The sequence below is a fragment of the Streptomyces sp. NPDC102259 genome (assembly GCF_044766465.1).
In the GTDB taxonomy this organism is placed as follows: domain Bacteria; phylum Actinomycetota; class Actinomycetes; order Streptomycetales; family Streptomycetaceae; genus Streptomyces.
Genome location: NZ_JBIWMA010000002.1, coordinates 15,198 through 40,447 on the forward strand (window position 1 = coordinate 15,198; position 25,250 = coordinate 40,447).

A 25,250-nucleotide genomic window follows, 5' to 3' on the forward strand; every position below is an offset into this window, starting at 1 on the left:
AACGGTAGGCCGCCGGGCGCCCTGTGCGGGGTATGTGCGGGTATGCGTCGCCTGACGGCGTCGCGCGTCGGGACGGCGGCCCGGGAGCGGGTCAGCCCGTGTGGACGCGGGGGCGGCGGTCGCGGTCCGGTTCGGCCTCGCGCAGGACTTCCCGGGTGACCGGAGCGACCTCGCCCTGGCCGAAGAGGAAGAAGCGCAGGAAGTTGGCGAAGGGGTTGCCCTCGGTCCACTCGAAGTAGATGTGCGGGATGCAGCCGGTGGAGTCACGGGTGTGCAGCAGCAGCGCGGCCAGGGCGTTGGAGACGGAGGAGGACTCCAGGGTCAGGATGCGGTAGCGCTTGTGCAGGACCTCGCCGCGTACGGTCAGGCCCGACTCGAACTCGGAGGGGTCGACGACGGTGACCTCGACGAAGACGAAGTCCTCCCCGGGGATGTCGTTGTCCTGCCGGATCTGTTCGATCTTGTCGCGGTACTCGGCCTTGTCGCGCTGGTCGGGCTCGTTGGCGATGAACCGTATCTTGCGGCTGGCCATGTCCCTGATGAAACGTTCCGCCATGGCGTCCAGCGTCACGCTGGTCACGCGGAGCTCGAAGGCTCGGGCCAGCCGGGACAGCAGCGAGACCAGGATGATTCCGGCGATGAAGCAGGCGCCGATCTTCACGCCGTCGGGGCGCTCGATGACGTTCACGACGGTCACGTAGAGGAGGACCGCCGAGACCACGACGAAGCCGATCGTCCAGCCACGCTGCCGGGCGCGGCGGGCGGCGATGGTCACCGCGATCGCCGCCGAGGACATCAGGACCAGGACGCCGGTGGCGTAGGCGCCGCCCTGGGCGTCGACGTCGGCGTCGAAGATCCAGGTGACCAGGAAGGCCACGAGGGTGAAGACGATGACCATGGGGCGGACGGCGCGGGCCCAGTGTGGGGCCATGCCGTAGCGGGGGAGGTAGCGGGGCATCAGGTTGAGCAGTCCAGCCATCGCGGAGGCGCCGGCGAACCACAGGATGGCGATCGTCGACACGTCGTACACCGTGCCGAAGGCGTTGCCCAGGTACTCGTGGGCGAGGTAGGCGAGGGCGCGTCCGTTGGCCTGGCCGCCGGACTCGAACTCCTTCTCCGGGATCAGCACCGTGGTGATGAAGCTGGTGGCGATGAGGAAGACGCTCATGATCAGGGCGGCGGTCGTCAGCAGCTTCTTCGTGTCCCGGATGCGGCCCTTGGGGTTCTCCGCGGTGTCGTCCGGGTCGCCCTGGACGTGCGGCATGACCGCGACGCCGGTCTCGAAGCCGGACAGGCCCAGCGCCAGCTTGGGGAAGACCAGCAGGGAGACGCCGATCATCGCGAACACGTTGCCGTGCTCGGCGGTCAGGGCGTCGGCCCAGTCGGTGACGACATGGCCCTCGGTGAGCACATGCCCCAGGCCGACGATCACGACGACGACGTTCAGGGCGAGATAGACGACGACCAGCGCGACCGCGACGCCGATGGCCTCCAGGAAGCCCTTGAGGAACACCGCGCCGAGCAGGGCGACGAGGACGAGCGTGATCACCATCTGCCGGTCGTGCAGGGTGCTGGTCAGATGCGGGTTCTCGACCAGGTGGGTGGAGGCGTCCGCCGCGGACAGGGTGATCGTGATCAGGAAGTCGGTGGCGGCGAACCCGAGCAGGGTCAGGACGAACAGCTTGCCCTTCCAGAAGGACAGCAGGCGTTCCAGCATCGCGATCGAGCCCTCGCCGTGCGGACTCTCCTCGGCGACGCGCCGGTAGACCGGCAGGGCGCCCAGCAGGGTGACGATCACCAGCACGATCGTCGCCACCGGGGAGAGCAGGCCGGCCGCGAGGGCGGCGATCCCCGGCTGGTAGCCGAGGGTCGAGAAGTAGTCGACACCGGTCAGGCACATCACCCGGTACCAGCGCTGGCCCTCGTGCTCGGGCGCGGCTCCGGTCTTCGGGGCCGCCTGCTGAGCGTGACCCTTGCCCATGTCGGACAGGCCCTCCAGCATCCAGGCGCGCAGGCGACCGGGTGGAGGGTGCTCGGTGGTGGCCATCGGCGTGCTCCTGAAGTGCGGGTCGGCGTGTGGTTTCGGCCATCACGCGGACGGCGGAATCAGCGTAAGCGGAGAGTGACGCCCGGGCCCCTGGATCATGGGCCGAACGGCGTCAAGCTTCCGTTAAGACTGGTCGCGGGGCGGACACGCAGCGTGACGTGCCACCGGGTTCGCTTCCGGTCGCCGGATCGTCGCTCCCGTGTCCTTCGTAATGTTCGCGGAATGATCCGAATGTTTCGACGCTTCCTGGCGCCTCGCTGCGCCTTCTTTTGTGAACAGACCCCCGGATTCCCTGTGTTCAAGGGGTTGCCACCCGTCGGAGGGTGTCTCTAGGGTGCGGCAGCAGCGAAGCTTTCTGGATCTGGTTCGAAACTTTCGATCTATCAAGGAGCGCAAGATGGGCGACCCGGCACTCTCCCGCCGCGGCTTCCTGGCGGTTTCCGCCGCGGCCGGTCTGAGCATGACGGCACTGAGCGCCTGCGGCGGCGACTCGGACGGAGGGTCGTCGGGGACGACCACCATCGAGTGGTGGAACATCTCCACCACCCAGCCGACCAAGGACGTCTGGGCCGGTCTCGCCAAGCAGTTCGAGGCCCAGAACCCCAAGGTGAAGATCAAGATCGTGCAGTTGGAGAACGACGCCTACAAGTCGAAGATGACGGCGCTGACCGCCTCCGGGAAACTGCCCGACATCTTCCACACCTGGGGCGGCGGCGTCCTGAAGCAGCAGGTCGACGCCGGACTCGTCGAGGACCTCACGGAGAAGACGCGGGAGTGGAGCGACAGCCTGCTTCCCGTCGCCCGCGAGCCGTACCTGCTCGACAAGAAGGCGTACGGCGTCCCGTTCGACATCGGCATGATCGGGTTCTGGTACAACAAGGCGCTCTTCCAGCAGGCCGGGATCAGCGGGCCCCCCACCACCTGGAGCGCCTTCCTCGACGCGGTGCGCAAGCTGAAGGCCGCCAAGATCACCCCGCTCGCGCTGGCCGGCAAGGAGAAGTGGCCCGGCATGTACTACTGGGCGTATCTCGCGATGCGCACCGCCGGGGTCGACGCCCTGCGCAAGGCCGGGGACGACAAGGACTTCACCGGGGAGGGGTTCGTCCAGGCCGGGCAGCACCTCCAGGACCTCGTCGACCTCCAGCCGTTCCAGAAGGGCTTCCTCGGCGCCGCGTACTCCAGCCCCACCGGGCAGGCCGCCGCCGTCGGCAACGGCAAGGCGGCGATGGAACTCATGGGCCAGTGGGCGCCGGTGGTGGAGGCGGACGCGGGCAAGGGGCTCGGGGCGAACCTCGGCTTCTTCCCGTTCCCGGCGGTCGACGGCGGCAAGGGCGTGATCACCGAGGTGTTCGGCGGAGGCGGCGGGCACGCCCTGCGCAAGGACGCCCCGCAGGCGGCCCTCGACTTCCTGAAGTTCTTCGCCACCGCCGCCACGGACACCGAACTGGTCAAGAAGACCGGGGTGCTGCCCGTCGTGCCGGCCGCCGAGAGCGCCATCACCGACCCCAACATCAAGGCCGTCCAGACCCAGTTGAAGGCCGCCACCGGCTTCCAGCTCTACCTCGACCAGGCCTACGCGCCGGCCCTCGGCCAGGAGGTCAACGACAGCGTCGCCGCCCTCATCGCCGGGTCCAAGTCGCCTCAGCAGGTCACCGAGTCGATCACCAAGGTCGCGAAGGAAGAGCAGTAGCAGGCGATGACCTCCACCTTCCTTCCGGACAAGCGCAGCGGCCCGGACGCCGGCCCGCCGCCTCCGTCGCCAGGCCCGGGCCGGGGCCGGGCGCGGCGGCGGACGCGCCACTGGCTCACCGCCGTCGGCTTCCAGGTGCCCGCGCTGGTCCTGTTCGGCACGCTCGTGCTGCTGCCGATGCTGTTCGCGCTGTACGCCTCATTCTTCCGCTGGGGCGGCTTCGGCATGCCCGACGACTACATCGGCGGCGACAACTTCAGCCGCCTCTTCCAGGACCCGGTGTTCCTGGGCGACCTGTGGCGCTGTCTGCTCCTGGTCGGGCTCTCGCTCGTCCTCCAGCTGCCGTTCGCGCTCGCCCTCGCGGTCGCGCTCAACCAGAAGATCCGCGGCCGGGCCGTGTACCGGATGCTGTTCTTCGCGCCGTACATCCTCTCCGAGGCGATCACCGGCGTGCTGTTCAGCATGATCTTCGCCCCGGACGACGGTCTCGCCGACCACGTCCTGGGAGCGATCGGCCTGGGCGGCGTGGGCGGCGAGTGGTTCGCCGACCCCTCCACCGTCATGGCCACCCTCTTCCTGGTCATGACGTGGAAGTACTTCGGCTTCCACATGATGCTCTACCTGGCCGGACTCCAGTCCATCCCGGCCGAGTTGACGGAGGCCGCCCTGATCGACGGGGCGGGTCCCTGGCAGCGCTTCCGCAACGTCACCCTGCCGCTGCTCGCGCCGACCCTGCGGATCAGCGTCTTCCTGTCGGTCATCGGCTCGATCCAGCTCTTCGACCTGGTGTGGGTGGTCACCGCGGGCGGCCCCGACCATCACTCCGAGACGATGGCCGTGACCATGTTCCAGTACGGCTTCAAGCGCTACCAGGTCGGCTACGCCAGCGCGATCAGCGTGGCCATGTTCGGCATCAGTCTCGTCTTCGCCCTCGCCTACCAGCGGTTCGTGCTCCGCCGGGACCTTCAGGGCGCCACCACGACCATGCGAGGAGGCGGCGCGTGAAAACCCGCGAGACCGGCCGGAGCACCCGCGGGACCGGGCGGACGCTCCCCCTGCACCTCGTCCTCGGGATCGTCGGCGCGGTGATGGCCGTACCGCTCGGCTACGCCGTGCTGTCCGGCTTCAAGTCCACCGACCAGCTCTCCCGCAACCCCATCGGCCTGCCCGATCCCTGGGTCACCTCCAACTACACGGACATCCTGGGGTCCCGTTCCTTCTGGCAGCTCGTCGGCAGCAGCACGCTCATCGCGGCCGGTACGACCGTGGTGGTCGTCGCGGTGTCCGCGCTGGCCGCGTTCTCCTTCGCCCGGTTCGCCTTCCGCGGCCGGGAGATGCTGTTCACCCTGTTCACGATGGGGCTGATGTTCCCCTTCGCGGTGGCGGCGCTTCCCCTGTTCCTGCTGCTGCGCTCGATGGGCCTGCTGGACAACCCGCTGGGCGTGATCCTGCCGCAGGCCGCCTTCGGGCTGCCGATGACCATCGTCGTCCTGCGCGGGTTCTTCCGGGAGATCCCCGCCGAACTGGAGGAGGCGGCCACCCTCGACGGCTGCGGGCCCCTCACGTTCTTCTGGCGGATCCTGCTGCCCATGGCCAGGCCCGCCCTCGGCACGGTCTCCGTGCTCGCCGTGGTCGGCAGCTGGAACAACTTCCTGCTGCCGCTGCTGGTCTTCAACGAGCCCACCTGGTGGACCATCCCGATCGGCGTCCAGCAGTTCCAGGGCCAGTACTCCGCGGAGTACGCGCGCGTCTTCGCCTATCTCGTGCTCGCCATGGTGCCCGCCCTGGCGTTCTACTCCGTCGCCGAGCGCCAGCTCGTCGGCGGCCTCGCCGCCGGCGCCACCAAGGGATGACGCGCGCCCGCGGACCCGTACGGCTCACCCCTACCGTGAGGAGTCGCACCATGCCCAGCACCGCCGCCCGCACCCGGCTCAGACTCGCCGGCGCCCTCGCAGCCGTCCTCGTCGCCTCCGGTGTCGCCACCGGACCGGCCGCGCAGGCGCACGAGGGCCCGGCGCACGGAAAGCCGCGTACGACCCTCGCCGACCTCGCGCAGCGCCACGGCCGCTACTTCGGCAGCGCCACCGACAACCCCGAACTCACCGACACCGCCTATACGAAGACCCTGGGCGAGGAGTTCGACATGATCACCCCGGGCAACGGCATGAAGTGGTACGCCACCGAGCCGCAGCAGGGCGTCTTCGACTGGACCGCCGGCGACGAGATCGTCGACCTCGCGCGCGACCACCACCAGAAGGTCCGCGCCCACACCCTCGTCTGGCACAGCCAGCTGCCCGGCTGGCTGACCGGCAAGGAGTGGACGGCGGACGAGCTGCGGGCCGTCCTGAAGAACCACATCCAGACCGAGGTACGCCACTACCGGGGCAAGGTCTACGCCTGGGACGTCGTCAACGAGGCGTTCAACGAGGACGGCACCTACCGCGAGACGGTCTTCTACAAGACGCTCGGCCCCGGTTACATCGCCGACGCCCTGCGATGGGCCCACCAGGCCGACCCGAAGGCGAAGCTGTACCTCAACGACTACAACATCGAGGCCGTCGGCCCGAAGAGCGACGCCTACCACACCCTCGCCAAGGAGCTGAAAGCCCAGCGGGTGCCGCTCGACGGCATCGGCCTCCAGGCCCACCTCGCCCTCCAGTACGGCTATCCGACGACGCTGGAGGACAACCTCCGCCGCTTCTCCCGGCTCGGCCTGGACACCGCGCTCACCGAGGTCGACGTACGGATGCTGCTGCCCGCGACCGACGAGAAGCTGGCCCAACAGGCCGACTGGTACCGGGACATGACCGAGGCGTGCCTCGCGGTGCGGCGGTGCGTCGGCATCACCGTGTGGGACTACACCGACAAGTACTCGTGGATCCCGGCGTTCTTCCCCGGCCAGGGCGCGGCCCTGCCCTGGGACGAGCAGCTCGCGCCGAAGCCGGCCTATGGGGCGATCCGGGAGGCGCTCAGCTAGCGCCGCGAGGCGGCGCGGTGCTCGAGCGGACCACCAGCTCCGTGCCCAGTTCCACCCGCGGCGAGTCGGGGCGCTCGCCGCGGGCCAGGCTCAGCACGGTGCGGGCGGCGAGTTTGCCCATGTCGGCGAGGGGCTGGCGGACGGTGGTCAACGGCGGCGCGGACCAGCGGACTTCCGGAAGGTCGTCGAAGCCGACCACGCTCATGTCCTCCGGGGCCCGCAGTCCGCGCCGGCGCAGCGCCTCGATCGCGCCGAGCGCCATCTGGTCGCTGGCCGCGAACACGGCGGTCGGCGGCTCGGGCAGACCGAGCAGGGCGGTGCAGCCGGTGAAGCCCGACTCGGGGCGGAAGTCGCCGGGGACGACGAGGGTGTCGTCGACGGCGAGACCCGCCGCCTCCAGAGCGGCCCGGTAGCCGTCGTAGCGGGCGCGGGAGCACAGCAGCCGGGGCGGGCCGGCGATCAGACCGATCCTCCGGTGCCCCAGCGACAGCAGGTGCTCGGTGGCCGCCAGGCCGCCCGCCCAGTTGGCGGCGCCGATGGTCGGGGTGTCGATGCCGGGGGAGCCCATCGGGTCGACGACGACCAGGGGGACGCCCAGGATGCGCAACTGCTCGTGCAGGGTGGGTTCGAGGGCCGAGGTGACGAGGATGACGCCGTCGGAGGCGCGGGCGCGCAGATTGCGCATCCACTCGCGGGCGTCGCCCGAGCGGCCGTGGATCGCCGACACCACGGTGCCCACCCCGGCGCCGTGGGCGACCTCCTCGACCCCCCGGATGATCTCCACCGCCCAGGGGCTGTCGAGGTCGTTGAAGACCAGGTCGAGCAGCGCGGCCCGGGTGCGGGAGGCGGCGGGGCGCTTGCGGTAGCCGTGCAGCCGCAGCAGGTCCTCGACCCGGGCCCGGGTTCCCGGCGAGACGTCGGAGCGGCCGTTGACGACCCGGGACACGGTGGGCACCGAGACGCCGGCCTGACGGGCGATCTCCGTGATCGTGATTCTGCCCCGGGACGCGGGCACGGTGTCGTCCGCTGTCACTTGCCACCTCCGTCGCGTGTTCCGGGCACTGCGCCGAAACTTCCAGAAGTCTTCCGGAACATGCGCTGCCGTGGGAAGACGTACAGGAGGACGCACCGCGCCGAGAGCGGACGGCTACGGTGAGTGAGCGGCCGTGAACGCGCGTCGGGGCCGGTTCGCGGTGTGTCCGCGGGCCGGCCCCTCATGTCTGCGGACGGCGGTCCCACGCCGTCCGGCTGGTGCTCAGGCGGCGGTCACGACCCGGTGGGGGGCGATGACCCGGCCGTCCGGCAGGAGCTCACCGGTGTCCTCGAAGAGCAGGACGCCGTTGCACAGCAGGCTCCAGCCCTGTTCCGGGTGGTGCGCCATGAGGCGCGCGGATTCCCGGTCGGCTGAGGTCGCTGTCGGGCACGGTGGCTGGTGCTGGCACATGGATGGGAACTTCCGCTCTGGCGTGAGATCTGAGATGGCTGTGGTGTCTGTTCCGCGGCGTGAAACCTCGTTCATGGCCGCCCCCCGTTGTGATAAGTCCGTCGGAACCCAGTGTTGCCCCACGGAGGTCGATCCGCAGGGATTTCGCGGCACCGCTTCTCACAGGTTCATGACGCGTCACCCACGCGGGCGGTTCATCTCCACCGCACTGTCATTTCGGGTGGTTTCCGGTGGCCGGATGGGGCTAGTCCGATCGGCGCCCGGGAGGATCTCGGGCGCCGGACCGCGCCGGACCGCGCCGGAGCGCGCCGGACCGCGCCGCACCCCGCCACCGGGGCCGCGGTGACGGGGTACGGGGTGAGTGGCCGGCCGGTCGAGGGGCAGGCCGGTCGAGGGGTCAGGCCGGTGAACCGAGCAGCGGTGGCGCGGCCGGTGTCACCCGCAGGGTCAGCAGCGGGAGCAACTCGGCGACGCGGTGGGCGCGGTGGGCGGCGATCCCGGGCGGCGCCGGGGCCAGCGGCACCAGGAGGTCGGTCGGGGCGGGCTGGCCCGTGGTGCCGTCCGAGGCGCTGTCCCCGTGCAGCCAGAGGGTGAGCATGTAGAGCCCGGGCACCGACAGCAGTCGCGCCTGGAACGTCTGGGCGGTCGACTCGGCCTGGCGCAGGGCGCGTTCGGTGGAGGCGATGTACGGGCCTTCGAAGAAGTGCGAGAACGCCCAGCCGTCCGGGGTGAGCCGGGTGTCGGCCGCGGCCACGGCGCGGTCGCCGCAGCGGATCAGGAAGCGCCAGCCGGCCAGCCGGGTCGCGGCCACGCCTTCGGGGGCGATCCGGTCCAGGACGTGCAGGGGCAGCGGGAGTTCGGGAGTGACGTCGCCCTGAGCGGTGCGCAGGGAGGGGGTACGAGCCTCGCGGACCGCGGTGGGGGAACCGAGTGCCGTGAGGACGGAGCGAAGGGCGGGCGCGGGAGCCGGGGGGACATGCAAAGGCATGGTGGGTCGCCTCTCATTCGACAGGCACGGTGGCGCGAGGGCGTGGGCGGACGGCGCTGTCAGCTAGCTCTCGAACAGGTCGGAGAGGCGGGGGCCGGAGTCTAGGGGTGCGGGGGTGCGCGAGCGGCCCGCCGTCACCTCGACGACAGGCTCCTTCGACCGTGGGCGCCAACCTTCTCTGCCTTGTCCGCGGAGTTTATACGACATGTGTTCAGACTGTGTTTCGTCTAGTCGATCCCGGGACACTCGGCAAGGGTTCATCCGGTCGACGGAAGGGGTGAAAAATCCCGATTCAAAGTGGGTCGCGCGGCGGTGACCTCGGCTTATGCGCCCGTAACGGTCGGCCTATTCTCGTCGGCGTTTTTCACGAGTTCCTCATTTCGTGAAAGGGCCCTCGGCCGCATGCCTCGTGAATGTGCCAGCGGTCACCGTCGCCGGCTTTCGGTCAGCGTAGCGGGTGCCGGGCCGCACGGGGGACGTTATCGATCGGCCCGGCTGGGCATCATCCCCCCTGACCCGGATCATCCGGCGGCCGGGATCCCCGGCCCGCCCACGCGAGGAGGGACGCTTCGATGGGGGAAAAGGTCGTGGCAGGCGCGTTCGACCTGTCCGACCGTCAGCACTACCGGGACAAGCTCCGGCGGTGTCTGACGGGGCTCGAGCGGCTCCTGGCCCAGAAGCGCTTCGACCGCCCCAAGAACCTCATGGGGCTCGAGATCGAACTGAATCTCGCGGGCGCCGACGGCCAGCCCAAAATGCTGAATGGGCAAGTCCTGGAGAGGATCGCGAGCCGAGATTTCCAAACAGAACTCGCCATGTTCAATCTGGAAGTGAACATAGCCCCACACCGGCTGGGCGGCCGGGTATTCGACCGGCTCGCGGAAGAACTCCGTACGTCACTGGCATATGCCCATCGAAAGGCGGGCGAGGTCGACGCGGGTATCGTGATGATCGGTATTCTGCCCACGCTCGACCGGGACGACCTGGTCTCGTCGAACCTTTCCGACGTCGACCGCTACACCCTCCTCAACGACCAGATCGTGGCCGCCAGGGGAGAGGACTTCACTCTTGAGATCGACGGGGTCGAGCGGCTGTCGTGCACCTCGAAGTCGATCGTGCCGGAGGCGGCCTGCACCTCCGTGCAGCTGCACCTCCAGGTCACGCCGGCTCGCTTCGCCGCGGTGTGGAACGCCGCGCAGGCGGTCACCGCCGCGCAGATCGCCGTCGGCGCCAACTCGCCCTTCCTGTTCGGCCACGAGCTGTGGCGCGAGTCGCGGCCCCCGCTGTTCCAGCAGGCCACGGACACCCGGCCGCCGGAACTCCAGGCGCAGGGCGTACGGCCGCGGACGTGGTTCGGGGAGCGGTGGATCTGCTCGGCGTACGAGCTGTTCGAGGAGAACCTGCGGTTCTTCCCGCCGCTCCTGCCCATCTGCGACGAGGAGGACCCGCTGGAGGTCCTGGAGGCGGGCGGGGTGCCCTCGCTCGCCGAACTCGTCCTGCACAACGGTACGGTCTACCGCTGGAACCGGCCCGTCTACGGCATCGCCGACGGCGTTCCGCACCTGCGGGTGGAGAACCGTGTCCTGCCCGCCGGGCCGACCGTGACCGACGTCGTCGCCAACGCGGCCTTCTACTACGGCGTGGTCCGGGCCCTGGCGGAGGAGTCCCGGCCGGTGTGGTCCCGGCTGCCGTTCGAGGCGGCCGAGGCCAACTTCGACGCGGCCTGCCGGTACGGGATCGAGGCGCGGCTCCAGTGGCCGCGGCGGGGGCGGCTGGGCGGCGTGGCCGAGGTGGACGCGGTGAGCCTCGTACGGGACGAGTTGCTGCCGCTGGCGGAGGCCGGGCTGGACGGGTGGGGGGTGGAGCCGGCCGACCGCGATTTCTATCTGGGGGTCATCGAGGAACGGTGCCGACGGCGGACCAACGGAGCGACCTGGCAGGTGGCGACGTTCCACCGGGCGGTGGAGGCCGGGTTGTCGCGGGACGCGGCGCTGGCGGCGACGACGCGGCGGTACGCGGAGCTGATGCACGCGGGGGAGCCTGTGCACACCTGGCCTGTGGGGCTGCCGGAGCCCGTGCGCTCGGGGTGAGGCGGGATCAGGCGCGGGTGCTTTCGGCGGGTTGCCCGCCGCGGGGCGGTGGAGGCCGGTCGCGCAGTTCCCCGCGCCCCTTTGGCGGGTGAGGGCGAGGTGGGGTCCGGTTCGGGTCGGATCGCGGCCTCGGTGGGCTCAGCCGTTGCCGGACTGTGTTCCTGCGGCCACGATCGCCTTCAGGATCACCGTGTGGATCTGGGAGGGGTCGGTCACCGACTGGCCCGAGCCGCCCGTGGCCCCGGCCATCTCCTCGGCCTCCTCGGCCTCCTCGGCCTCCTCGCGGTCCGCGTCGGGGCCGACCGCGATCATGATGAGGCGGACGGGACGTTCCGGGCTCGCGAGTTTCCGGAGTTCGGTGAGGAGCGTGGTGCGGGAGATGCTCCCCGGGCGGAGGCCGCGTTGCCCACCGGGGTCACCCGGGTCGCCCTGTGGTCGGCGGTGATCCGCTGGACCCACAGGTCCGAGTCGGCGACCCACACCTGCGCGTCCGGGTCCTTGCCCGCCGCCAGTGTCTCGGCGACCTCGGACGACTCGCGTGCCGTGACGCTCACCGCGAGGCACTGCCCGTCGGAGGTGAGGCCGCTGTCCTCGGCCTGCTTCGCCGCGACCGTGAGCGCCGGGGCCATGTCCGGGGAGGCGGCCACCGTCAGCCGTCCGGGGTGGTCGCGGCAGGACGAGCCGAAGGAGAGCAGTCCGCTGCGCACGGCGACGGCGGCGCCCCCGGCGACCGTGAGCACGAGCGCGGTCGCGACGGCCACGGTCCGGCGGCGGAGACGAGGACGGGGGTCGCTGCCGCCCGCCCCGTACTGATCGGGCAAGCTGTGACGTCCCATGACGGTGGTGCCCCTCCCTGTCGGGCCCCGTGGCGGATTCCCGCCGCACGGCCTGCGAAGGGGAGGTACGCCCCGTACGGCGCCCGTCCCCCCGACGGCCTGTCACGCACGATCTTCGTAACGTCTTTCGAGACCCTGGCGAGGCAGGGGTGGGGATGCGGCGGGATTACGCAACCGGAGGCACATGTGCAGGTGGAGGCAGGGTAGGTGGCTGATTCATTTCCGCAGGAGCGGCTCTCGCGACGGATCTTCCGCGACGAGACACTGCTCGTTCTGGGGGTTTCGCTCGGTGCGAGCGGTGTGTCCGCCCTGATCAGTTTTGTCGGATCGGTCACCAAACCGGGCGGGCTGAAGGACCAGGCGGCGACCCTCAACGCCTCGGCCGCGCCCGGCCGTCCCTGGCTCGATCTCGCCTGGCAGCTGTTCGGGATCGCCTCGGCGCTCGTCCCGGTGGCCCTCGTCGCGCACTTCCTGCTGCGCGAGGGGCAGGGGTTGCGGACCCTGGGCTTCGACCGCACCCGGCCCTGGCCGGACCTCGGTCGCGGGGCGGCGATCGCGGCGGTGATCGGCAGCACCGGCATCGCCTTCTATCTGGCGGCCCGCGGCCTCGGCTTCAACCTCACCGTGGTCCCGGAGGCGCTGCCGGACGTGTGGTGGAAGTACCCGGTGCTGATCATGTCCGCGATGCAGAACGCGATCCTCGAAGAGGTCATCGTCGTCGGCTATCTGCTGCGCCGGCTCGGGCAGTTGGGCTGGACGCCGGGCACCGCGCTCGTCGCCAGCTCCGTGCTGCGCGGCTCGTACCACCTGTACCAGGGTATCGGCGGCTTCATCGGCAACATGGTGATGGGCGTGGTGTTCGTCTGTCTCTACCGGCGCTGGGGCCGGGTGGGCCCCCTGGTGGTGGCGCACTCCCTGCTCGACATCGGGGCCTTCGTGGGATACGCGCTGCTGGCGGGAAAGGTGGAGTGGCTGCCGACGGCGTGAGCCGGCCCGCGCTCCGCCCCGCCCCCGCCCCTCGCCCCGCACCTCCCCGCCGGGACAGCGCTCAGGCGAGCAGTTCGCCCTCGATGACCGTGATCGCGCGGCCGCTCAGCAGGGTGCGTTCGCCGCACAGTTCGGTACGGACCCGGCCGGTGCGGGGCGAGGCCTGGAGGCCGGTCAGGGCGGTGCGGCCGAGCCGCTCGGCCCAGTAGGGCGCCAGGGCGGTGTGGGCGCTGCCCGTCACCGGGTCCTCGTCGATGCCGACGTTCGGGAAGAAACAGCGGGAGACGAAGTCGTATCCCAGGTCCGCGTTCTCGGCGCGGGCGGTCGCGATGATGCCGCGGCGGGAGTGGGCGGCCAGGGCCTTGTGGTCGGGCCTCAGGGCGTGCACGGTCTTCTCGTCGGCCAGCTCGACCAGCAGGTCGCCGACGTGCGGGCCGGTGTCGAGACAGGCGAGCGGCTCGGCGCCCAGGGCCTCGGCCACCCCGGCCGGGATCTCGACCCTGGTCAGCGGGGCGGTCGGGAAGTCCAGGGTGATCGAGCCGTCCTCGGCGGGCGTCGCGAGGAGGACACCGCTGCGGGTGGCGAAGCGCACCGGGCCCTGGTGGGCGCCCGTGGTGTGCAGGACGTGGGCCGTGGCGAGGGTGGCGTGGCCGCACATGTCGACCTCGGTGGCGGGGGTGAACCAGCGCAGGGCCCAGTCCGCCTCGCCGCCCTCGGGGAGCGGGTGGGCGAACGCCGTCTCGGCGTGGTTGACCTCCAGGGCCACGCTCTGGAGCCGGTTGTCGTCCGGGAAGGCGTCCAGGAGCAGGACCCCGGCCGGGTTGCCGGTGAAGGGGCGGTCGGCGAAGGCGTCGACGATTCGAATGCGCATGCCGGTGACGGTAGGCGGTGACCGGAGCCGTCGGCCAAGGCCAATCCACGAGCCCTGGCCCGGTTTTCCCCGGCCCCCGGCCAGCCACGAATGTTTGCGGGCCCGGGGGTGCGCTGCCGGGGTTGCGCTGCCTTTGCCGTGAACACGCTGGGGCCGGTCTGCCGCCGAGCCCCGTGGCGAACGGGCCACGGCGGGCCTGCGCGCCGACTCCCGCGGTCGGAGAGGCCGGGGCCGGGTCTGTGTCCGCCGTGCCGCCCACATGCCGGGGCCGGGTCCGTGTCTGCCGTGCCGCCCACATGCTGCGGGCGGGTTCTGTCGTCCCGCCGCGAGCGCGGCGCGCCCTCTCCGGTGGATCTCTCGCAGGGCACCCCGGGCTGATCCCTGGGATGCTGAGGAGGAGCGCTACCCATGACCTGACGACCAGTGGCGGTGAGCGCCATGGCTGGGCTCGAGGAGAGCTATACCGATCCGACGGTGGCGTCGGCGGCGGATCCCCAGGGGGATCCGTTCCTGCGCACCCGGTTCGCCGTACCGGCCCGGCCGGTGACGTTCCTGCGGCGCGAGCGGCTGGTCAGGCACCTCGACCAAGCGCTGCGCACGCCGTTGACCATGGTCAACGGCGCCGCGGGGGCCGGTAAGACGCTGCTCGTCGCCGACTGGGCGGCGGCCCGCGACCGGCCCGTCGCCTGGCTCACCACCGACGCGGCGGCGCAGGGCCCCGGGATGCTCTGGGCGTACCTGCTCCAAGCGCTGCGCGCCTCGGGCACGTCCCTGCCCCCCGAGATCGGCTGCCCCGCGGACGCGAGCCGGGTGACCCCCCAGCTGCTGGCGCGGCTCGCCACGGAACTGAGCACCCTGGACCGGCCCGCGATCGTGGTGCTCGACGAGTACGACCGGGTGATCGACCCGGAGATCGCGGAGCAACTGGAGTTCGTGCTGCACCACGCCGGCGACGGTCTGCGCCTGGTCCTCGTCTCCCGGACCGAGCCGCTGCTGCCGCTGCACCGCTACCGGGCGGCCGGTGACCTGACGGAGATCCGGGGCGCGGAGCTGGCCTTCACCTCCGAGGAGGCGGCCGAGCTGCTGGAACTGCACGGGCTGCGACTGCCGGCGCCCGCGACACAGGGTCTCGTGGACCGCACCGGGGGCTGGGCCGCAGGCCTGCGGCTGTGTGCCCTCGCCGCGCGGGAGAACCCGGATCCGGAGAGGTATCTCAAGGAGTTCGAGGCCGACCGCACCACCGTCGCCGACTTCCTGCTGGCGGAGGTGCTCAGACGGCAGCCCCCCGAGACACAGGATCTCCTGCTGCGGGTCAGCGTCCTGGACCGGTTCCGCCCCGAGCTGGTGAACGCGCTGACGGAGCGCACCGACGCCGGGCCCATTCTGGCCGGGCTGCACCGCGAGAACGCGTTCGTGGAGCACCTCGGGCAGGACTGGTACCGCCTCCACCCGCTGTTCGGCGAGATCCTCCGGGCCCATCTGCGGATGCGCTCGCCCGGCCTGGAACCCGAGCTGCACCGGCGGGCCGCGCACTGGCTGCGAGGCTCGGGGTCGCTCACGGAGACGCTGGGCCAGGGCGCCGCCGCCGGTGACTGGGAGTTCACCGCCGGCGCCCTGATCGACGATCTCGCCATCGGCTGGCTCTTCACCGGTCTGCGCTCGGACGAACTCGGCGAGCTGTTCTCCCGCATGGGGCCGGAGGCCGCGAGCCTCGCGACGGACCTGGTCCGCGCCGCCCGGGACCTGTCCCGGCGCGATCTCGACCGGGGCCTGACGCACCTGCGGCACGCGGAGCAGAGGCTGACGGCCGAACTGGGTCTGACGGCCGGACCGGGCGATGCGGCGGACCAGGCCCTGACGGCCGAGTGGAGTCCCGGCGAGGCGCCCGGCCTCGTGGCGGCCCGGCTGAGCTGTGCCCTGCTCGAGGCGCTGGCCGCCCGGCTGACCGGCGCGCCGGGCCGGGCGGAGTGGGCCGTGGCGGCCGCCGAGACGCTGTGCGACCGGGCGCCGGCCCATCTGCTGGAGAGACATCCCGAGCTCACCGCGCTCCTGCTGGCCCATCTGGGCTCGGCGCGGCTGTGGGCCGGGCGGTTCGAGGACGCGTGTGCCGCCCTGTCGAGGGTCGCCGGATCGTCGGCGGAGGCTTCGACCGCGCTCGCCCGCGAGGACTCGCTGGGTCGGCTCGCCCTGATCGACTACCTGAACGGCTGGCTCGGCAGGGCGGAGCGCAAGGCCCGGGCGGCGGTGACCGAGACGGAGCGGCACGGTCTGCCCAAGCCGTCCGGTTCCGGCATGGGACGCCTGGTGCTGGCCGCCGTCGCCGTGGACCGCGACGACCTGACCCTGGCGCGGACGCTCCTCGACGAGGCGGCCGAGTCGGACCCGGCGCTGCGGGATCCCGTCATGGAGGCGGGCCGGGCCATCGCCACCGCCCGTCTGCACCTGGCCCGCGGCGACACCCGGGCCGCCCTCGAGGCGGCGGAACGCGCTGTGCCGGCCGCCGTGATCTCCCCCTGGGCGGAGGGCCAGACGGCGCTCGTCGTCTCCGCCGCGCATCTGGCCGCAGGCCGCCCGGAGACGGCTGTCGAGGTGTGGCGGGCGGTGTCCGACGACCGGTCGGCGTACGCGGTCGGGGCTGCGCGGGCCCAACTGGCGGCGGGCAGGCCGGAGGTGGCGATCGACCTCCTCGACGGCGTGCGGTCCGAAGGCGGCGCGGGCCCCGCGGTGACGGTCCGGGCCATCCTGGTGCGGGCGCAGGTGGCGGACGAGGCGGGCGACGCGGCCACCTCGCGCAGACTGGTCGCCCAGGCCCTGAGCGAGGCGCGGCGGGACGGGCTGCGACGGCCCTTCCTGGAGGCCGGGCCATGGATCCGCCCGTTCCTGGACACGGCGTCCCCCCGGGTGCCGGCCGGGGACCGGCGCACCCCCGGCGGGACGGCGTCCGACGGGCCGCCGATCCCGGTCCTGGAGGCGCTGAGCGGACGCGAGCTCGACGTACTGCGCCGGCTCGCCCTGACGATGTCGACGGAGGAGATCGCCGCCGATCTGTTCGTCTCCGTGAACACGGTCAAGACCCACCTCAAGAGCGCCTACCGGAAGCTGGCGGTCAACCGCCGCAACGACGCGGTGCGCCGCGCCCGTGAGCTCAAGCTGTTGTGACCGAGGAGGCCGGGAAGTCCCGGATCGCCCGTGGTGGGTGAGGCCGGACGCTCCGCGAGGACGGACGATCGCAGGGGTGAGTGCGCAGCCCGCCAATCCCAGGCCATCCCGGGGAGAGCAGCTCATGCGCTACGAGATCCGCGTCGAAGGGCACCTGTCGGAGGCGCTGACCAGGGCGTTCCCGGAACTGGACCATGTGGTCATGTCCGGTCAGACCGTCCTGTTCGGGTACGTCGTCGACGAGGCGCACCTGTACGGGCTGCTGGCCCGCTGCCAGTCCCTGGGGCTGCGGGTCCTGGAGATGCGCCAACTGCCGGAGTGATGAGCCGGGGCCGTCGTCACCGGCCCGGCGCGAGGAGGAGTCATGAGCGTTTCGCCTGGTCCCGCACCGCACACCGGACCGGACTCCCCGCTCGGGGGACCGGACCGACCGCCCGGCGGACCGGCTTCCGGGCCGGTGGGCGTCGATCCCGCCGAGGCGCTGGCCGTCCTCGGGCGGTCCTGGACGTGGATCCTCGGCTCGGCGGTCGCCACCCTCGTGCCGGGCATCCTGATCCTGGTCTGGCCCGACGAGACCCTGCACGTTCTGGCGGTCCTCATCGGCCTGTACCTGCTGGTGACCGGCGGCTTCCGGTTCGTCGCGGCCTTCGCCAGGGAGGACCACGGCGAACGCCTCACCGGACTGCTCCTGGCGGTGCTCTACGTCGTCGCCGGGGTGCTGTGCCTGAGGAACCCGTTGCAGACCATCGCGACGCTCTCACTGATCGTCGGGGTCCTCTGGCTGGTGTCCGGCCTCCTCACCCTCTACACGGCGCTCGCCACCAAGGACCTGCCCCACCGGGGGGTCGTGCTCGGCGCCGCCGTGTTCGCCATCGTCGCGGGCATCGTGGTGCTCGCCCTGCCCACCGAGTCGGCCCGGGCGCTGACCCGGCTGCTCGGCCTGTGGCTCGTCCTGCTCGGCCTGGTCGAGGCGGCGGTGGCCTTCGCCTGGCGGGCCGCGGTGCGCCGGGCGCGGCCGGTGGAGCCGGGGGTTCACGGGGGGAGGGTCTGAGACGGCCGGCACGCTCACCCGTCTCGGGTGAGGTGGCCGGGAGCCGGCTCGCGCAAGGTGAGAACGGCACACAACGCCAGGTCGGGCTCCGGCCCGGAACGGAGGAAGAGATGAGTGGGGACACATACCTCGCCTACGACTATCCGCTGCTGAGCGCCTTCTGGACCATGCTGGTGTTCTTCCTGTGGATCATGTGGTTCGTCCTGCTGTTCCGGATCGTCATGGACATCTTCCGCGACGACGAGCTCAGCGGCTGGGCCAAGACCGGCTGGCTGGTGTTCTGCATCGTGCTGCCCTTCCTGGGCGTCTTCGTCTACGTGATCGCGCGGGGCAAGAACATGGGACGCCGGGAGATCAAGCAGGCGCGGGATCAGCAGCAGGCGTTCGACAGCTACGTCCGCGAGACCGCCAAGGGCACCGGCGGTCCCTCCAGCAGCGTCGACGAACTCGCCCGGCTCTCCGAGATCCGGGCCCGCGGGGACATCACGGACGAGGAGTTCGACAAGGCGAAGAAGCTGGTCCTGAGCGGCTCCGGCCGCTGAGCCCCCCCCGCACGCGAACGAATCGAGGCTTCGTGATGACAGCCACGCACCCCACCCACGCGCCGTCGGGCGGGCGGCACACGGCCGGACAGCAATGGGCCGAGGGTCTGATGGTCTTCGCCGCCGTCACCCTCATGCTCGCCGGACTGCTCGACATCTTCCGGGGCATCATGGGGATCGCCGAGGACGACGTCTTCCTCACCACCCGCAACTACGTCTTCGCGTTCGACCTCACCGGCTGGGGCTGGATCCATCTCGCCCTGGGCGCGGTCGCGGTGATCGTCAGCCTGGGACTGTTCCAGACGGCGACGTGGGCACGGGTCGCCGGCGTGGCCATCGCCGGGCTGATCATCATCGCCAACTTCCTCTCCCTGCCGTACTACCCGGTCTGGTCCGTCGTGATGATCGCCTTCTCCGGGTTCGTCATCTGGGCGCTGTGCGTGGTGAAGCCGGACAGGTCCGCGGACTGACCGGGCGGGAACTCCCCCGTCCGCATCATCAGGAAGGCGCTGGACGATGTGCCGTTGGCTCGCCTACTCGGGAACCCCTGTCCTGCTCGAAACGATTCTCTATCGGCCGGAGCACTCGCTGATCGACCAGAGCCTGCACTCCAAGATGGGTGTGGAGACGACCAACGGTGACGGCTTCGGCGTCGGCTGGTACGGGCCCGACGCGGGCGACGGGACCCCCGCGGTGGTCCGGGAGATCGGCCCGGCGTGGAGCAACCGCAATCTGCGGGAGATCGCCGGTCACGTCCGCTCACCGCTGTTCTTCGCGCACATCCGGGCCTCGACCGGCTCGCCGGTGCAGCAGACCAACTCCCACCCGTTCCGGCACGGGCGCTGGATGTGGATGCACAACGGCGCGATCGCCGACTTCCACCGGATGCGCCGGGATCTCGCCCTCTCCGTGGACCCGCAGCTCTTCCTCGACATCGAGGGGTCGACGGACTCCGAGATGATGTTCTTCCTGGCCCTCACCCTCGGCCTGGAAGAGGATCCGCCGGGCGCCGTCGCCCGGATGGTCGGCCTGGTGGAACGCACCGGCCGCGCGCACGGGGTGGAGTACCCGGTCCAGATGACGGTCGCCGTGACCGACGGAGAACGGCTGTGGGCCTTCCGCTACTCCAGCCAGGGAGACTCACGCTCGCTGTTCTACAGCACCCGGGTGGAGACGCTCCGGTCGCTCCACCCGGACCTGGGATTCCTGCGCGAGGTGTCCGACGAGACCCGTCTCATCGTCTCCGAGCCCCTGGGTGACATGCCCGGCGCCTGGAACAAGGTCCCCGAGAGCACCTACGGCGTGGTGCAGCCCGGAGGCGACGAGATCATCCACTTCGCCCCGCAGGCGGCTTAGCGCGCACGGCTCCCTCGGCGTCCCTGGGCATCCACGGGTGTCCATGGGCGCCGACGGACAGCCGCGGACATCAGTGCACGGAGAAGCCGCCGTCGACGAAGAGTGCCTGCCCGGTCACATAACCGGAGGAGCGGCCGGCCAGGAACACGGCGGCGCCGGCGAAGTCCTCGGCCAGGCCGTTGCGCCCGACCATCGTGCGCGCGGCCAGCGCCGCCACCTTCTCCGGGTCGGACTGCAACCGGGCGTTGAGCGGGGTCAGGACGAAGCCGGGCACCAGCGTGTTGCAGGTGACGCCGTACGGCGACCACGCCTCGGCCTGTGAGCGGGCCAGCGACTCCAGGGCCCCCTTGGAGACGCCGTAGGCGCCGCTCTGCACGAACGCGCGGTGTGCCTGCTGCGAGCTGATGTGGATGATCCGTCCGAAGCCGCGCTCGGCCATGCCGGGCCCGAACCGCAGGCCCAGCAGATAGGGCGCCTCCAGGTTCACCGCCATCGTGGCGTCCCACACCTCCTCGCCCAGCTCGCCCATCGGCGGTCGCAGGTTGATCCCGGCGCAGTTGACGAGGATGTCGGGCTCGCCGTACACCGCGGCCGCCTGCTCCGCGGCGGCGCGCACCCCGTCCCGGGTGCTCAGGTCGGCGCTCACCCAGGCCGCCCGACAGCCGTCCGCCGTCAGCTCGTCGACCGTGGCGGCCAGCTCCGCCTCCTTGCGCGCCACGATCACCACGCCCGCCCCCGCCCGGGCGAGAGCGCCGGCGATGGCCCGGCCGATGCCGGAACTGCCGCCGGTCACCACGGCGACCCGTCCCTCCAGCGAGAACAGTTCGGAGAGGTAGGTGTCCGGGGTGCCGTGCGAGGGGCTGCGGGATGTCATGTCCGCACCCTAGACGGCGTCCGCCGTACGCATCCTGAGACTTTCAGCGGAAGTTGTCACTCAGAACGCCTGTGAGCTGGGAACCTGTCGGGATTTTTCAGTAGTAGCTGGCACCGATCGGCAGGGCATGGCCTGCATCCCGACCTTCGGTGGAACCCGCGACCCTGTCGCTGTCTCATCTCGTTCCGCTTCCCCTCTTGCCGCTTCCCCTCTTGCCCCCTCATGAAATTACGGTCATACTTTAAAGGTCGCGGGAACCTCAGGAACCTGATCCGGAGCGGCCCCGCGCCCGAGGCCTCTGGCCGCCGACTGCAGCCGCAGTCGGGAGACCGGGTTACCGCCCTGCGCCCACCCTGCAAGGAAGAAGGGGGCGGCGCACACTGGCGCCAACCCTCACATCGAAGGACGCGACCATGAACGACGCACATGAAGTACGAGGCGACGTGGTGACGTCGTACAAGAACGCACCGACCCGCACCGTCACCGCCGGCGGAGTGACCTTCGCCTACCGTGAGCTCGGTCCCCGGTCCGGTGTCCCGGTGGTCTTCCTCACGCACCTCGCCGCGGTGCTCGACAACTGGGACCCCCGGGTCGTCGACGGCATCGCCGCCAGGCACCGGGTGATCACGTTCGACAGCAGGGGCGTCGGCGCCTCCACCGGTTCGACGCCGAAGACCATCGAGGAGATGGCCAAGGACGCCGTCACCTTCATCCGGGCGCTCGGACTCGAGCAGGTGGACATCCTCGGTTTCTCGATGGGCGCCATGATCGCCCAGGTGATCGCACAGACCGACCCTCGACTCATCCGCAGACTGATCCTTGCGGGCACCGGTCCTGCCGGCGGTGAGGGCATCAAGAACGTGACCCGGATCTCCCACTTCGACACGCTCCGAGCGCTGCTCACCCTTCAGGATCCGAAGCAGTTCCTCTTCTTCACCCGCACCGCGAACGGGCGTCGGGCCGGCAAGGAGTTCCTGGCTCGTCTGAAGGAGCGCACGAAGGACCGGGACAAGGCGATCTCCCCCGTCTCCTACCTCTCTCAGCTCAAGGCCATCCACCGCTGGGGGCTGGCACGTCCGCAGGATCTCTCCGTGATCCAGCAGCCCGTGCTCGTCGCCAACGGTGACGACGACAGGATGGTTCCGACGCCGAACTCGGTCGACCTGGCCCGGCGACTGCCGAACGCCGAGCTGGTGATCTACCCCGACGCCGGCCACGGCGGCATCTTCCAGTTCCATGAGCAGTTCGTGCCGACCGCTCTCGAGTTCCTCGAACGGCCGTAGGTCCGCGGTCCGGTCGGCGCTCGAACCGAGGACGTTGCCTCAGAGTCGTGACGCCCGGTGGGCGGGCGACTCGAGGCGTCTGTCCGGCATCACCGACCTGGCCGTTTCCCGGCCGTGCGGCGCCGGCGAGGTGGTCGTCGTGCGGGACGGCGATGCGGAGAACGGCGCGGTGGACGCCCCGTCAGTGACGCGGCGGGAGCCTCCCAGGGGGCTGAGCCGGAGCCGGCTGCTCGGTGCGAGGTGGGGTCGGGCGGGCTCCCGCTGAGTGGTGAGGCGGCCTGGAGCCGTCCCGCCGGCCGCATTGTCGGCGTGCATGGAATCGCTTTCGCGTGCGGAGGCAACCTCATCACGCAGGGCGCGGCAGGAACAGGCGGTCACCCGCCCGGGGGAATGACCGTTCCCCTCAGCGGATGAAGGTGAGGGCGTTCTCGATTCCCTGCTCAAGGACCTCGTCGGAGAACTCATGGTCGGAGAGGGCGCGGGACAGCTGCAACGTTCCCACCGCCATGGTGAAGAGCCCGATGGCCTTACCGCGGGCGGCCTGCGGATCCTCGGGTGCCAGGCGGGCGGCGAGCTCTTCCACGATGCCCCTGGCACCGTCGGTGTAGGCCCCCTTGGCCCCGTCCCCGCAGCGGCCGATCTCGTCGAGCAGGGCGGCGGACGGGCATCCGTCGCCGGGGTTGTCCCGGTGCTCAGGTGACAGATACTCGCGAATGAAATCCTCAAGTCCCTCGCGGCCGGCCCGCAGCGTGCCGTACTGCTCCACCTGCGTGCGCAGCTGCTCGGCGACGACGTTGGCGACGAGGTCGTCCTTGGACTCGAAGTGGGCGTAGAAGGCTCCGTTGGTGAGCCCGGCGTCCGACATCAGCGTGGAGATGCCGGAGCCGTCTATGCCGTCCTGCTTGAACCGATGACCGGCCCGTTCGATGATCCGTTGCCGCGTCACCTGCTTGTGCTCCTTGGTGTAGCGCGCCACAGGGTTCCTCCATCAGTTCCGCCGGGCCATTGCCTCGCATCTCATCCTAATCCATGGTCTGACGCATGTAATATTACGACCGACAGACGACTTTGCGGCAGATCCGCCGCGCCCGGGACACCACCGCACCTCGACCCCGGGCGGGTGCGCCGCAGCGGCACCGTCGCCACCGCGGACACCACGCGGCGTTCGGCGCAACGCAGGGGAGTGGACCGCCCACCGGACGGCACGTCATGGGGCCGAGCGGAGACGATCTCACCACCGCCGAGTCCACCGCCCGCCGGCCCGGGAAGCGGAGGGCTTCGCACCGCCTCAGCTCTTCGCCCGGTCGACCGCCCGCACCCGGAGAACCAGGAGAGCGATGATGCTCAGCCCGTGCCGCAACGTGTCACGACTGGTGACGGACACTGCGTCCCGACACCCGGAGCGCACCGCGATCGTCTTCGGTGACGACCACTTCACGTACGCCGCCCTCGACGCCGCCGCCGACCGGGTCGCGAAACTGCTCGTCTCGCGCGGGATCCAGCCGGGCGACAAGGGCGCACTGTCCTGTCCCAACCGGGGCCAGCCGTGTGTAGTGGGTCAGGAGAGGGGGTGCAGCCAGTGGGCCTCCAGTTCTCCCTCGACCAGGCCCGCGATGGCGGCGAAGTACGTCTGCATGAACGGCTGCGAAACGTGCGCCAGCAGGTGGGCGCCGGAGGACCAGCGCTCGTAGAAGGCGAAGGCGCCCGGCTGGTCCGGCGTGGTGTGCACCACGTACTGCTCGCATCCGTCCTCCTTGCGGGTGAGGCCGATGATCGCCTGGATCTCGCCCAGCATCCGGCTCTCCCCGCCCGCCTTGGCCCGGGCGTATCCGTATACCGCGACTGGCGTGTCCGAGGCGAGGATGGCGGCGGGGATGAGGCCGTCGGGTGTCGTGTCGTCAGTGCTCATGAGGTCCTACTCCGTCATGGTCGGTTCCGCCGGTGCTGATGGCCGGCTACCGGAGCGTAAAAGTTGACGTTGACGTCAAAGGCAAGTCGGGTGACCCCGGGACGGCCCGGCAGCGACCGGGACCCAGCGGCATGTGGAGCAGAGGGAGCGACGGGATGCGTATCGGCGAGGTGGCATCGGCCGCGGGAGTGAGCACGCGGGCGCTGCGCTACTACGAGCAGCAGCAGCTCATCGCATCGAGCCGCAGCACAGGCGGGCAGCGCCTCTACACCCCGGACACGGTCGAGCGAGTGCGGTGGATCCAGCTCCTTTACGCTGCCGGGCTGAGCAGCCGGACGATCGTGGAGTTCCTGCCGTGCGTGCACACTGGTATCGCCGGCCCGGAGATGATCGCCCGGCTTCGCGCGGAGCGGGACCGCCTCGACGATCACATGCGGGACCTTGCCGCCACGCGAGCCCGACTGGACTCCGTCCTCGCCGCCGCCGAGTTCGGCGCGACACGGCCGGCCGGCGAGGCCGCGGGGGTCTGAGGCTCGACCAGCACGCGCACGCCTTGGCCCGGCGCCCAGGCCGAGGACGCCGAGCTGGTCCTCCTTGCCCTCGCGGTAGCCGACGCCCACATCCGTGCCGAGGACGCCGAGGAGTGGCTGTTCTCGAACTTCAGCTGGGCGGAGTTCGACACCGAGGTGCATCTGATGCGCACGCTGGCCGGTTCGAGGGCGGCGTTGACGCAGACCGGCCCCTTGGAGCAGTTCACGGTCTCCGAGTTCCACTTCCCGGTCCGCGACTGGGACCTGTGCCGCTACAGCGACTGGGCCCTGCTCTCCTGCGCGGTGCTGCCCTGGATCGTCGAGCAGAGGACCTGGAACAGGTCCAGGGCCTCGACATGCGCGATTTCTCAGGTCATTGGTGGCGGACGGCCGGGGGTGGGCAGTCACTGCCCCGGAGTGGTCGGCCGGGGGGGAAGCGTGTCAGGGGGCTTCCGACCCGGAGGGAGTCATGGGCGCGCCGGGCGGGGGGCGTTCGGGTCGGGGGGGGGGGGGGGGGGGGGACCGCGGCCAAGAGCAGGTCGAACAAGCGGCCCCGTTGGGGGCCCCCGGCAGTGGGGGCGGGGGCGGGGGGCAAGCCCCCGGGGGTGTTTACCAC

Annotated in this window: 24 protein-coding genes and 1 pseudogene; 15 read left to right on the forward strand and 10 right to left on the reverse strand. The window is 70.9% G+C overall.

Annotated elements, in window-relative coordinates; genetic code table 11:
• Positions 1 to 91: 91 nt before the first annotated feature.
• Positions 92 to 2,047 (reverse strand): amino acid transporter, encoded by a 1,956-nt coding sequence (locus ACIRPU_RS04610; protein ID WP_403861659.1) that lies wholly within the window; start codon positions 2,045 to 2,047, stop codon positions 92 to 94.
• Positions 2,048 to 2,444: 397 nt separating this feature from the next.
• On the opposite strand from ACIRPU_RS04610, the gene ACIRPU_RS04615 reads away from it, so the two are divergent.
• The 4 genes from ACIRPU_RS04615 to ACIRPU_RS04630 all read left to right on the forward strand — a co-directional run bounded on the left by ACIRPU_RS04615 (position 2,445) and on the right by ACIRPU_RS04630 (position 6,714).
• A complete protein-coding gene (locus ACIRPU_RS04615; RefSeq protein ID WP_403861662.1) occupies positions 2,445 to 3,737 on the forward strand; it encodes an extracellular solute-binding protein in 1,293 nt (430 codons plus the stop codon).
• A gap of 6 nt (positions 3,738 to 3,743) precedes the next feature.
• Complete coding sequence (locus ACIRPU_RS04620) at positions 3,744 to 4,742, forward strand: carbohydrate ABC transporter permease (protein WP_403861665.1); 999 nt, start codon at positions 3,744 to 3,746, stop codon at positions 4,740 to 4,742.
• Between the two features lie 83 nt (positions 4,743 to 4,825).
• On the forward strand, positions 4,826 to 5,590 hold the full coding sequence (locus tag ACIRPU_RS04625) for a carbohydrate ABC transporter permease (protein ID WP_355704755.1): 765 nt from the start codon (positions 4,826 to 4,828) through the stop codon (positions 5,588 to 5,590).
• A 50-nt stretch (positions 5,591 to 5,640) separates the two neighbouring features.
• On the forward strand, positions 5,641 to 6,714 hold the full coding sequence (locus ACIRPU_RS04630; protein ID WP_403861668.1) for an endo-1,4-beta-xylanase: 1,074 nt from the start codon (positions 5,641 to 5,643) through the stop codon (positions 6,712 to 6,714).
• Here the strand turns inward: ACIRPU_RS04630 and ACIRPU_RS04635 are convergent.
• The 3 genes from ACIRPU_RS04635 to ACIRPU_RS04645 all read right to left on the reverse strand — a co-directional run bounded on the left by ACIRPU_RS04635 (position 6,707) and on the right by ACIRPU_RS04645 (position 9,146).
• Positions 6,707 to 7,747: a LacI family DNA-binding transcriptional regulator gene (locus ACIRPU_RS04635; RefSeq protein WP_384118212.1), complete on the reverse strand. Its 1,041-nt coding sequence runs from the start codon at positions 7,745 to 7,747 to the stop codon at positions 6,707 to 6,709. The two genes, ACIRPU_RS04630 and ACIRPU_RS04635, sit on opposite strands and share 8 nt — an antisense overlap.
• Before the next feature lie 222 nt (positions 7,748 to 7,969).
• Positions 7,970 to 8,158, reverse strand: coding sequence for a DUF5999 family protein (locus tag ACIRPU_RS04640; RefSeq protein WP_171396006.1), 189 nt, complete (start codon positions 8,156 to 8,158; stop codon positions 7,970 to 7,972).
• 397 nt (positions 8,159 to 8,555) lie between these two features.
• Complete coding sequence (locus tag ACIRPU_RS04645) at positions 8,556 to 9,146, reverse strand: hypothetical protein (RefSeq protein WP_384118211.1); 591 nt, start codon at positions 9,144 to 9,146, stop codon at positions 8,556 to 8,558.
• 572 nt (positions 9,147 to 9,718) lie between these two features.
• Between ACIRPU_RS04645 and ACIRPU_RS04650 the strand changes: the two genes are divergently transcribed.
• Positions 9,719 to 11,236 (forward strand): glutamate--cysteine ligase, encoded by a 1,518-nt coding sequence (locus ACIRPU_RS04650; protein WP_403861672.1) that lies wholly within the window; start codon positions 9,719 to 9,721, stop codon positions 11,234 to 11,236.
• A gap of 138 nt (positions 11,237 to 11,374) precedes the next feature.
• Here the strand turns inward: ACIRPU_RS04650 and ACIRPU_RS04655 are convergent, their stop codons facing one another.
• Positions 11,375 to 11,548, reverse strand: coding sequence for a hypothetical protein (locus ACIRPU_RS04655; protein ID WP_403861675.1), 174 nt, complete (start codon positions 11,546 to 11,548; stop codon positions 11,375 to 11,377).
• Complete coding sequence (locus ACIRPU_RS04660) at positions 11,545 to 12,072, reverse strand: hypothetical protein (protein ID WP_403861678.1); 528 nt, start codon at positions 12,070 to 12,072, stop codon at positions 11,545 to 11,547. The genes ACIRPU_RS04655 and ACIRPU_RS04660 overlap by 4 nt, the downstream gene beginning before the upstream one ends.
• Positions 12,073 to 12,279: 207 nt before the next feature.
• On the opposite strand from ACIRPU_RS04660, the gene ACIRPU_RS04665 reads away from it, so the two are divergent.
• Entirely contained in the window at positions 12,280 to 13,059 is a 780-nt protein-coding gene (locus ACIRPU_RS04665; protein ID WP_403861681.1) for a CPBP family intramembrane glutamic endopeptidase, read from the forward strand.
• Positions 13,060 to 13,120: 61 nt separating this feature from the next.
• Here ACIRPU_RS04665 and ACIRPU_RS04670 read toward each other — a convergent pair whose 3' ends face one another.
• A complete protein-coding gene (locus ACIRPU_RS04670) occupies positions 13,121 to 13,930 on the reverse strand; it encodes a PhzF family phenazine biosynthesis protein (RefSeq protein ID WP_403861684.1) in 810 nt (269 codons plus the stop codon).
• Positions 13,931 to 14,368: 438 nt separating this feature from the next.
• On the opposite strand from ACIRPU_RS04670, the gene ACIRPU_RS04675 reads away from it, so the two are divergent.
• The 6 genes from ACIRPU_RS04675 to ACIRPU_RS04700 all read left to right on the forward strand — a co-directional run bounded on the left by ACIRPU_RS04675 (position 14,369) and on the right by ACIRPU_RS04700 (position 20,038).
• Positions 14,369 to 17,089: a LuxR C-terminal-related transcriptional regulator gene (locus ACIRPU_RS04675; RefSeq protein ID WP_403861687.1), complete on the forward strand. Its 2,721-nt coding sequence runs from the start codon at positions 14,369 to 14,371 to the stop codon at positions 17,087 to 17,089.
• 124 nt (positions 17,090 to 17,213) lie between these two features.
• Positions 17,214 to 17,411: a hypothetical protein gene (locus ACIRPU_RS04680; protein ID WP_355704724.1), complete on the forward strand. Its 198-nt coding sequence runs from the start codon at positions 17,214 to 17,216 to the stop codon at positions 17,409 to 17,411.
• Between the two features lie 42 nt (positions 17,412 to 17,453).
• Positions 17,454 to 18,140, forward strand: a complete 687-nt coding sequence (locus tag ACIRPU_RS04685) for an HdeD family acid-resistance protein (protein ID WP_403861690.1) — start codon at positions 17,454 to 17,456, stop codon at positions 18,138 to 18,140.
• 110 nt (positions 18,141 to 18,250) lie between these two features.
• A complete protein-coding gene (locus ACIRPU_RS04690; RefSeq protein WP_403861693.1) occupies positions 18,251 to 18,682 on the forward strand; it encodes an SHOCT domain-containing protein in 432 nt (143 codons plus the stop codon).
• 35 nt (positions 18,683 to 18,717) lie between these two features.
• Positions 18,718 to 19,152 carry a hypothetical protein gene (locus ACIRPU_RS04695; RefSeq protein ID WP_403861696.1) on the forward strand — a complete coding sequence of 145 codons (435 nt, stop codon included), beginning with the start codon at positions 18,718 to 18,720 and terminating at the stop codon, positions 19,150 to 19,152.
• 46 nt (positions 19,153 to 19,198) lie between these two features.
• Entirely contained in the window at positions 19,199 to 20,038 is an 840-nt protein-coding gene (locus ACIRPU_RS04700) for a class II glutamine amidotransferase (protein WP_355704720.1), read from the forward strand.
• Between the two features lie 70 nt (positions 20,039 to 20,108).
• Here the strand turns inward: ACIRPU_RS04700 and ACIRPU_RS04705 are convergent, their stop codons facing one another.
• Positions 20,109 to 20,912, reverse strand: a complete 804-nt coding sequence (locus ACIRPU_RS04705; RefSeq protein WP_403861700.1) for an SDR family NAD(P)-dependent oxidoreductase — start codon at positions 20,910 to 20,912, stop codon at positions 20,109 to 20,111.
• A 413-nt stretch (positions 20,913 to 21,325) separates the two neighbouring features.
• Between ACIRPU_RS04705 and ACIRPU_RS04710 the strand changes: the two genes are divergently transcribed.
• Positions 21,326 to 22,195: an alpha/beta fold hydrolase gene (locus ACIRPU_RS04710; RefSeq protein ID WP_403861703.1), complete on the forward strand. Its 870-nt coding sequence runs from the start codon at positions 21,326 to 21,328 to the stop codon at positions 22,193 to 22,195.
• A gap of 403 nt (positions 22,196 to 22,598) precedes the next feature.
• Here the strand turns inward: ACIRPU_RS04710 and ACIRPU_RS04715 are convergent, their stop codons facing one another.
• Entirely contained in the window at positions 22,599 to 23,171 is a 573-nt protein-coding gene (locus ACIRPU_RS04715) for a TetR/AcrR family transcriptional regulator (RefSeq protein ID WP_403861706.1), read from the reverse strand.
• A gap of 364 nt (positions 23,172 to 23,535) precedes the next feature.
• Here ACIRPU_RS04715 and ACIRPU_RS04720 point away from each other — a divergent pair.
• Positions 23,536 to 23,724 (forward strand): annotated as a pseudogene (locus ACIRPU_RS04720) (AMP-binding protein); the annotation flags it as partial.
• Between the two features lie 29 nt (positions 23,725 to 23,753).
• Here ACIRPU_RS04720 and ACIRPU_RS04725 read toward each other — a convergent pair.
• The gene (locus ACIRPU_RS04725; RefSeq protein WP_403861709.1) at positions 23,754 to 24,104 is read right to left on the reverse strand and encodes a putative quinol monooxygenase; all 351 of its coding nucleotides are present in this window, start codon (positions 24,102 to 24,104) and stop codon (positions 23,754 to 23,756) included.
• A gap of 155 nt (positions 24,105 to 24,259) precedes the next feature.
• Between ACIRPU_RS04725 and ACIRPU_RS04730 the strand changes: the two genes are divergently transcribed.
• Positions 24,260 to 24,634: a MerR family transcriptional regulator gene (locus ACIRPU_RS04730; RefSeq protein ID WP_214964288.1), complete on the forward strand. Its 375-nt coding sequence runs from the start codon at positions 24,260 to 24,262 to the stop codon at positions 24,632 to 24,634.
• Positions 24,635 to 25,250: the final 616 nt, after the last annotated feature.

Excerpts from the sequence above, each read along its gene's own strand:
- ACIRPU_RS04610 (WP_403861659.1), bottom strand. The coding sequence starts at position 2,047 with ATGGCCACCACCGAGCACCCTCCACCCGGTCGCCTGCGCGCCTGGATG.
- ACIRPU_RS04615 (WP_403861662.1), top strand. The coding sequence starts at position 2,445 with ATGGGCGACCCGGCACTCTCCCGCCGCGGCTTCCTGGCGGTTTCCGCC.
- ACIRPU_RS04620 (WP_403861665.1), top strand. The coding sequence starts at position 3,744 with ATGACCTCCACCTTCCTTCCGGACAAGCGCAGCGGCCCGGACGCCGGC.
- ACIRPU_RS04625 (WP_355704755.1), top strand. The coding sequence starts at position 4,826 with ATGGCCGTACCGCTCGGCTACGCCGTGCTGTCCGGCTTCAAGTCCACC.
- ACIRPU_RS04630 (WP_403861668.1), top strand. The coding sequence starts at position 5,641 with ATGCCCAGCACCGCCGCCCGCACCCGGCTCAGACTCGCCGGCGCCCTC.
- ACIRPU_RS04640 (WP_171396006.1), bottom strand. The coding sequence starts at position 8,158 with ATGTGCCAGCACCAGCCACCGTGCCCGACAGCGACCTCAGCCGACCGG.
- ACIRPU_RS04645 (WP_384118211.1), bottom strand. The coding sequence starts at position 9,146 with ATGCCTTTGCATGTCCCCCCGGCTCCCGCGCCCGCCCTTCGCTCCGTC.
- ACIRPU_RS04650 (WP_403861672.1), top strand. The coding sequence starts at position 9,719 with ATGGGGGAAAAGGTCGTGGCAGGCGCGTTCGACCTGTCCGACCGTCAG.
- ACIRPU_RS04655 (WP_403861675.1), bottom strand. The coding sequence starts at position 11,548 with ATGATCGCGGTCGGCCCCGACGCGGACCGCGAGGAGGCCGAGGAGGCC.
- ACIRPU_RS04660 (WP_403861678.1), bottom strand. The coding sequence starts at position 12,072 with ATGGGACGTCACAGCTTGCCCGATCAGTACGGGGCGGGCGGCAGCGAC.
- ACIRPU_RS04670 (WP_403861684.1), bottom strand. The coding sequence starts at position 13,930 with ATGCGCATTCGAATCGTCGACGCCTTCGCCGACCGCCCCTTCACCGGC.
- ACIRPU_RS04675 (WP_403861687.1), top strand. The coding sequence starts at position 14,369 with ATGGCTGGGCTCGAGGAGAGCTATACCGATCCGACGGTGGCGTCGGCG.
- ACIRPU_RS04680 (WP_355704724.1), top strand. The coding sequence starts at position 17,214 with ATGCGCTACGAGATCCGCGTCGAAGGGCACCTGTCGGAGGCGCTGACC.
- ACIRPU_RS04685 (WP_403861690.1), top strand. The coding sequence starts at position 17,454 with ATGAGCGTTTCGCCTGGTCCCGCACCGCACACCGGACCGGACTCCCCG.
- ACIRPU_RS04690 (WP_403861693.1), top strand. The coding sequence starts at position 18,251 with ATGAGTGGGGACACATACCTCGCCTACGACTATCCGCTGCTGAGCGCC.
- ACIRPU_RS04695 (WP_403861696.1), top strand. The coding sequence starts at position 18,718 with ATGACAGCCACGCACCCCACCCACGCGCCGTCGGGCGGGCGGCACACG.
- ACIRPU_RS04700 (WP_355704720.1), top strand. The coding sequence starts at position 19,199 with ATGTGCCGTTGGCTCGCCTACTCGGGAACCCCTGTCCTGCTCGAAACG.
- ACIRPU_RS04705 (WP_403861700.1), bottom strand. The coding sequence starts at position 20,912 with ATGACATCCCGCAGCCCCTCGCACGGCACCCCGGACACCTACCTCTCC.
- ACIRPU_RS04710 (WP_403861703.1), top strand. The coding sequence starts at position 21,326 with ATGAACGACGCACATGAAGTACGAGGCGACGTGGTGACGTCGTACAAG.
- ACIRPU_RS04725 (WP_403861709.1), bottom strand. The coding sequence starts at position 24,104 with ATGAGCACTGACGACACGACACCCGACGGCCTCATCCCCGCCGCCATC.
- ACIRPU_RS04730 (WP_214964288.1), top strand. The coding sequence starts at position 24,260 with ATGCGTATCGGCGAGGTGGCATCGGCCGCGGGAGTGAGCACGCGGGCG.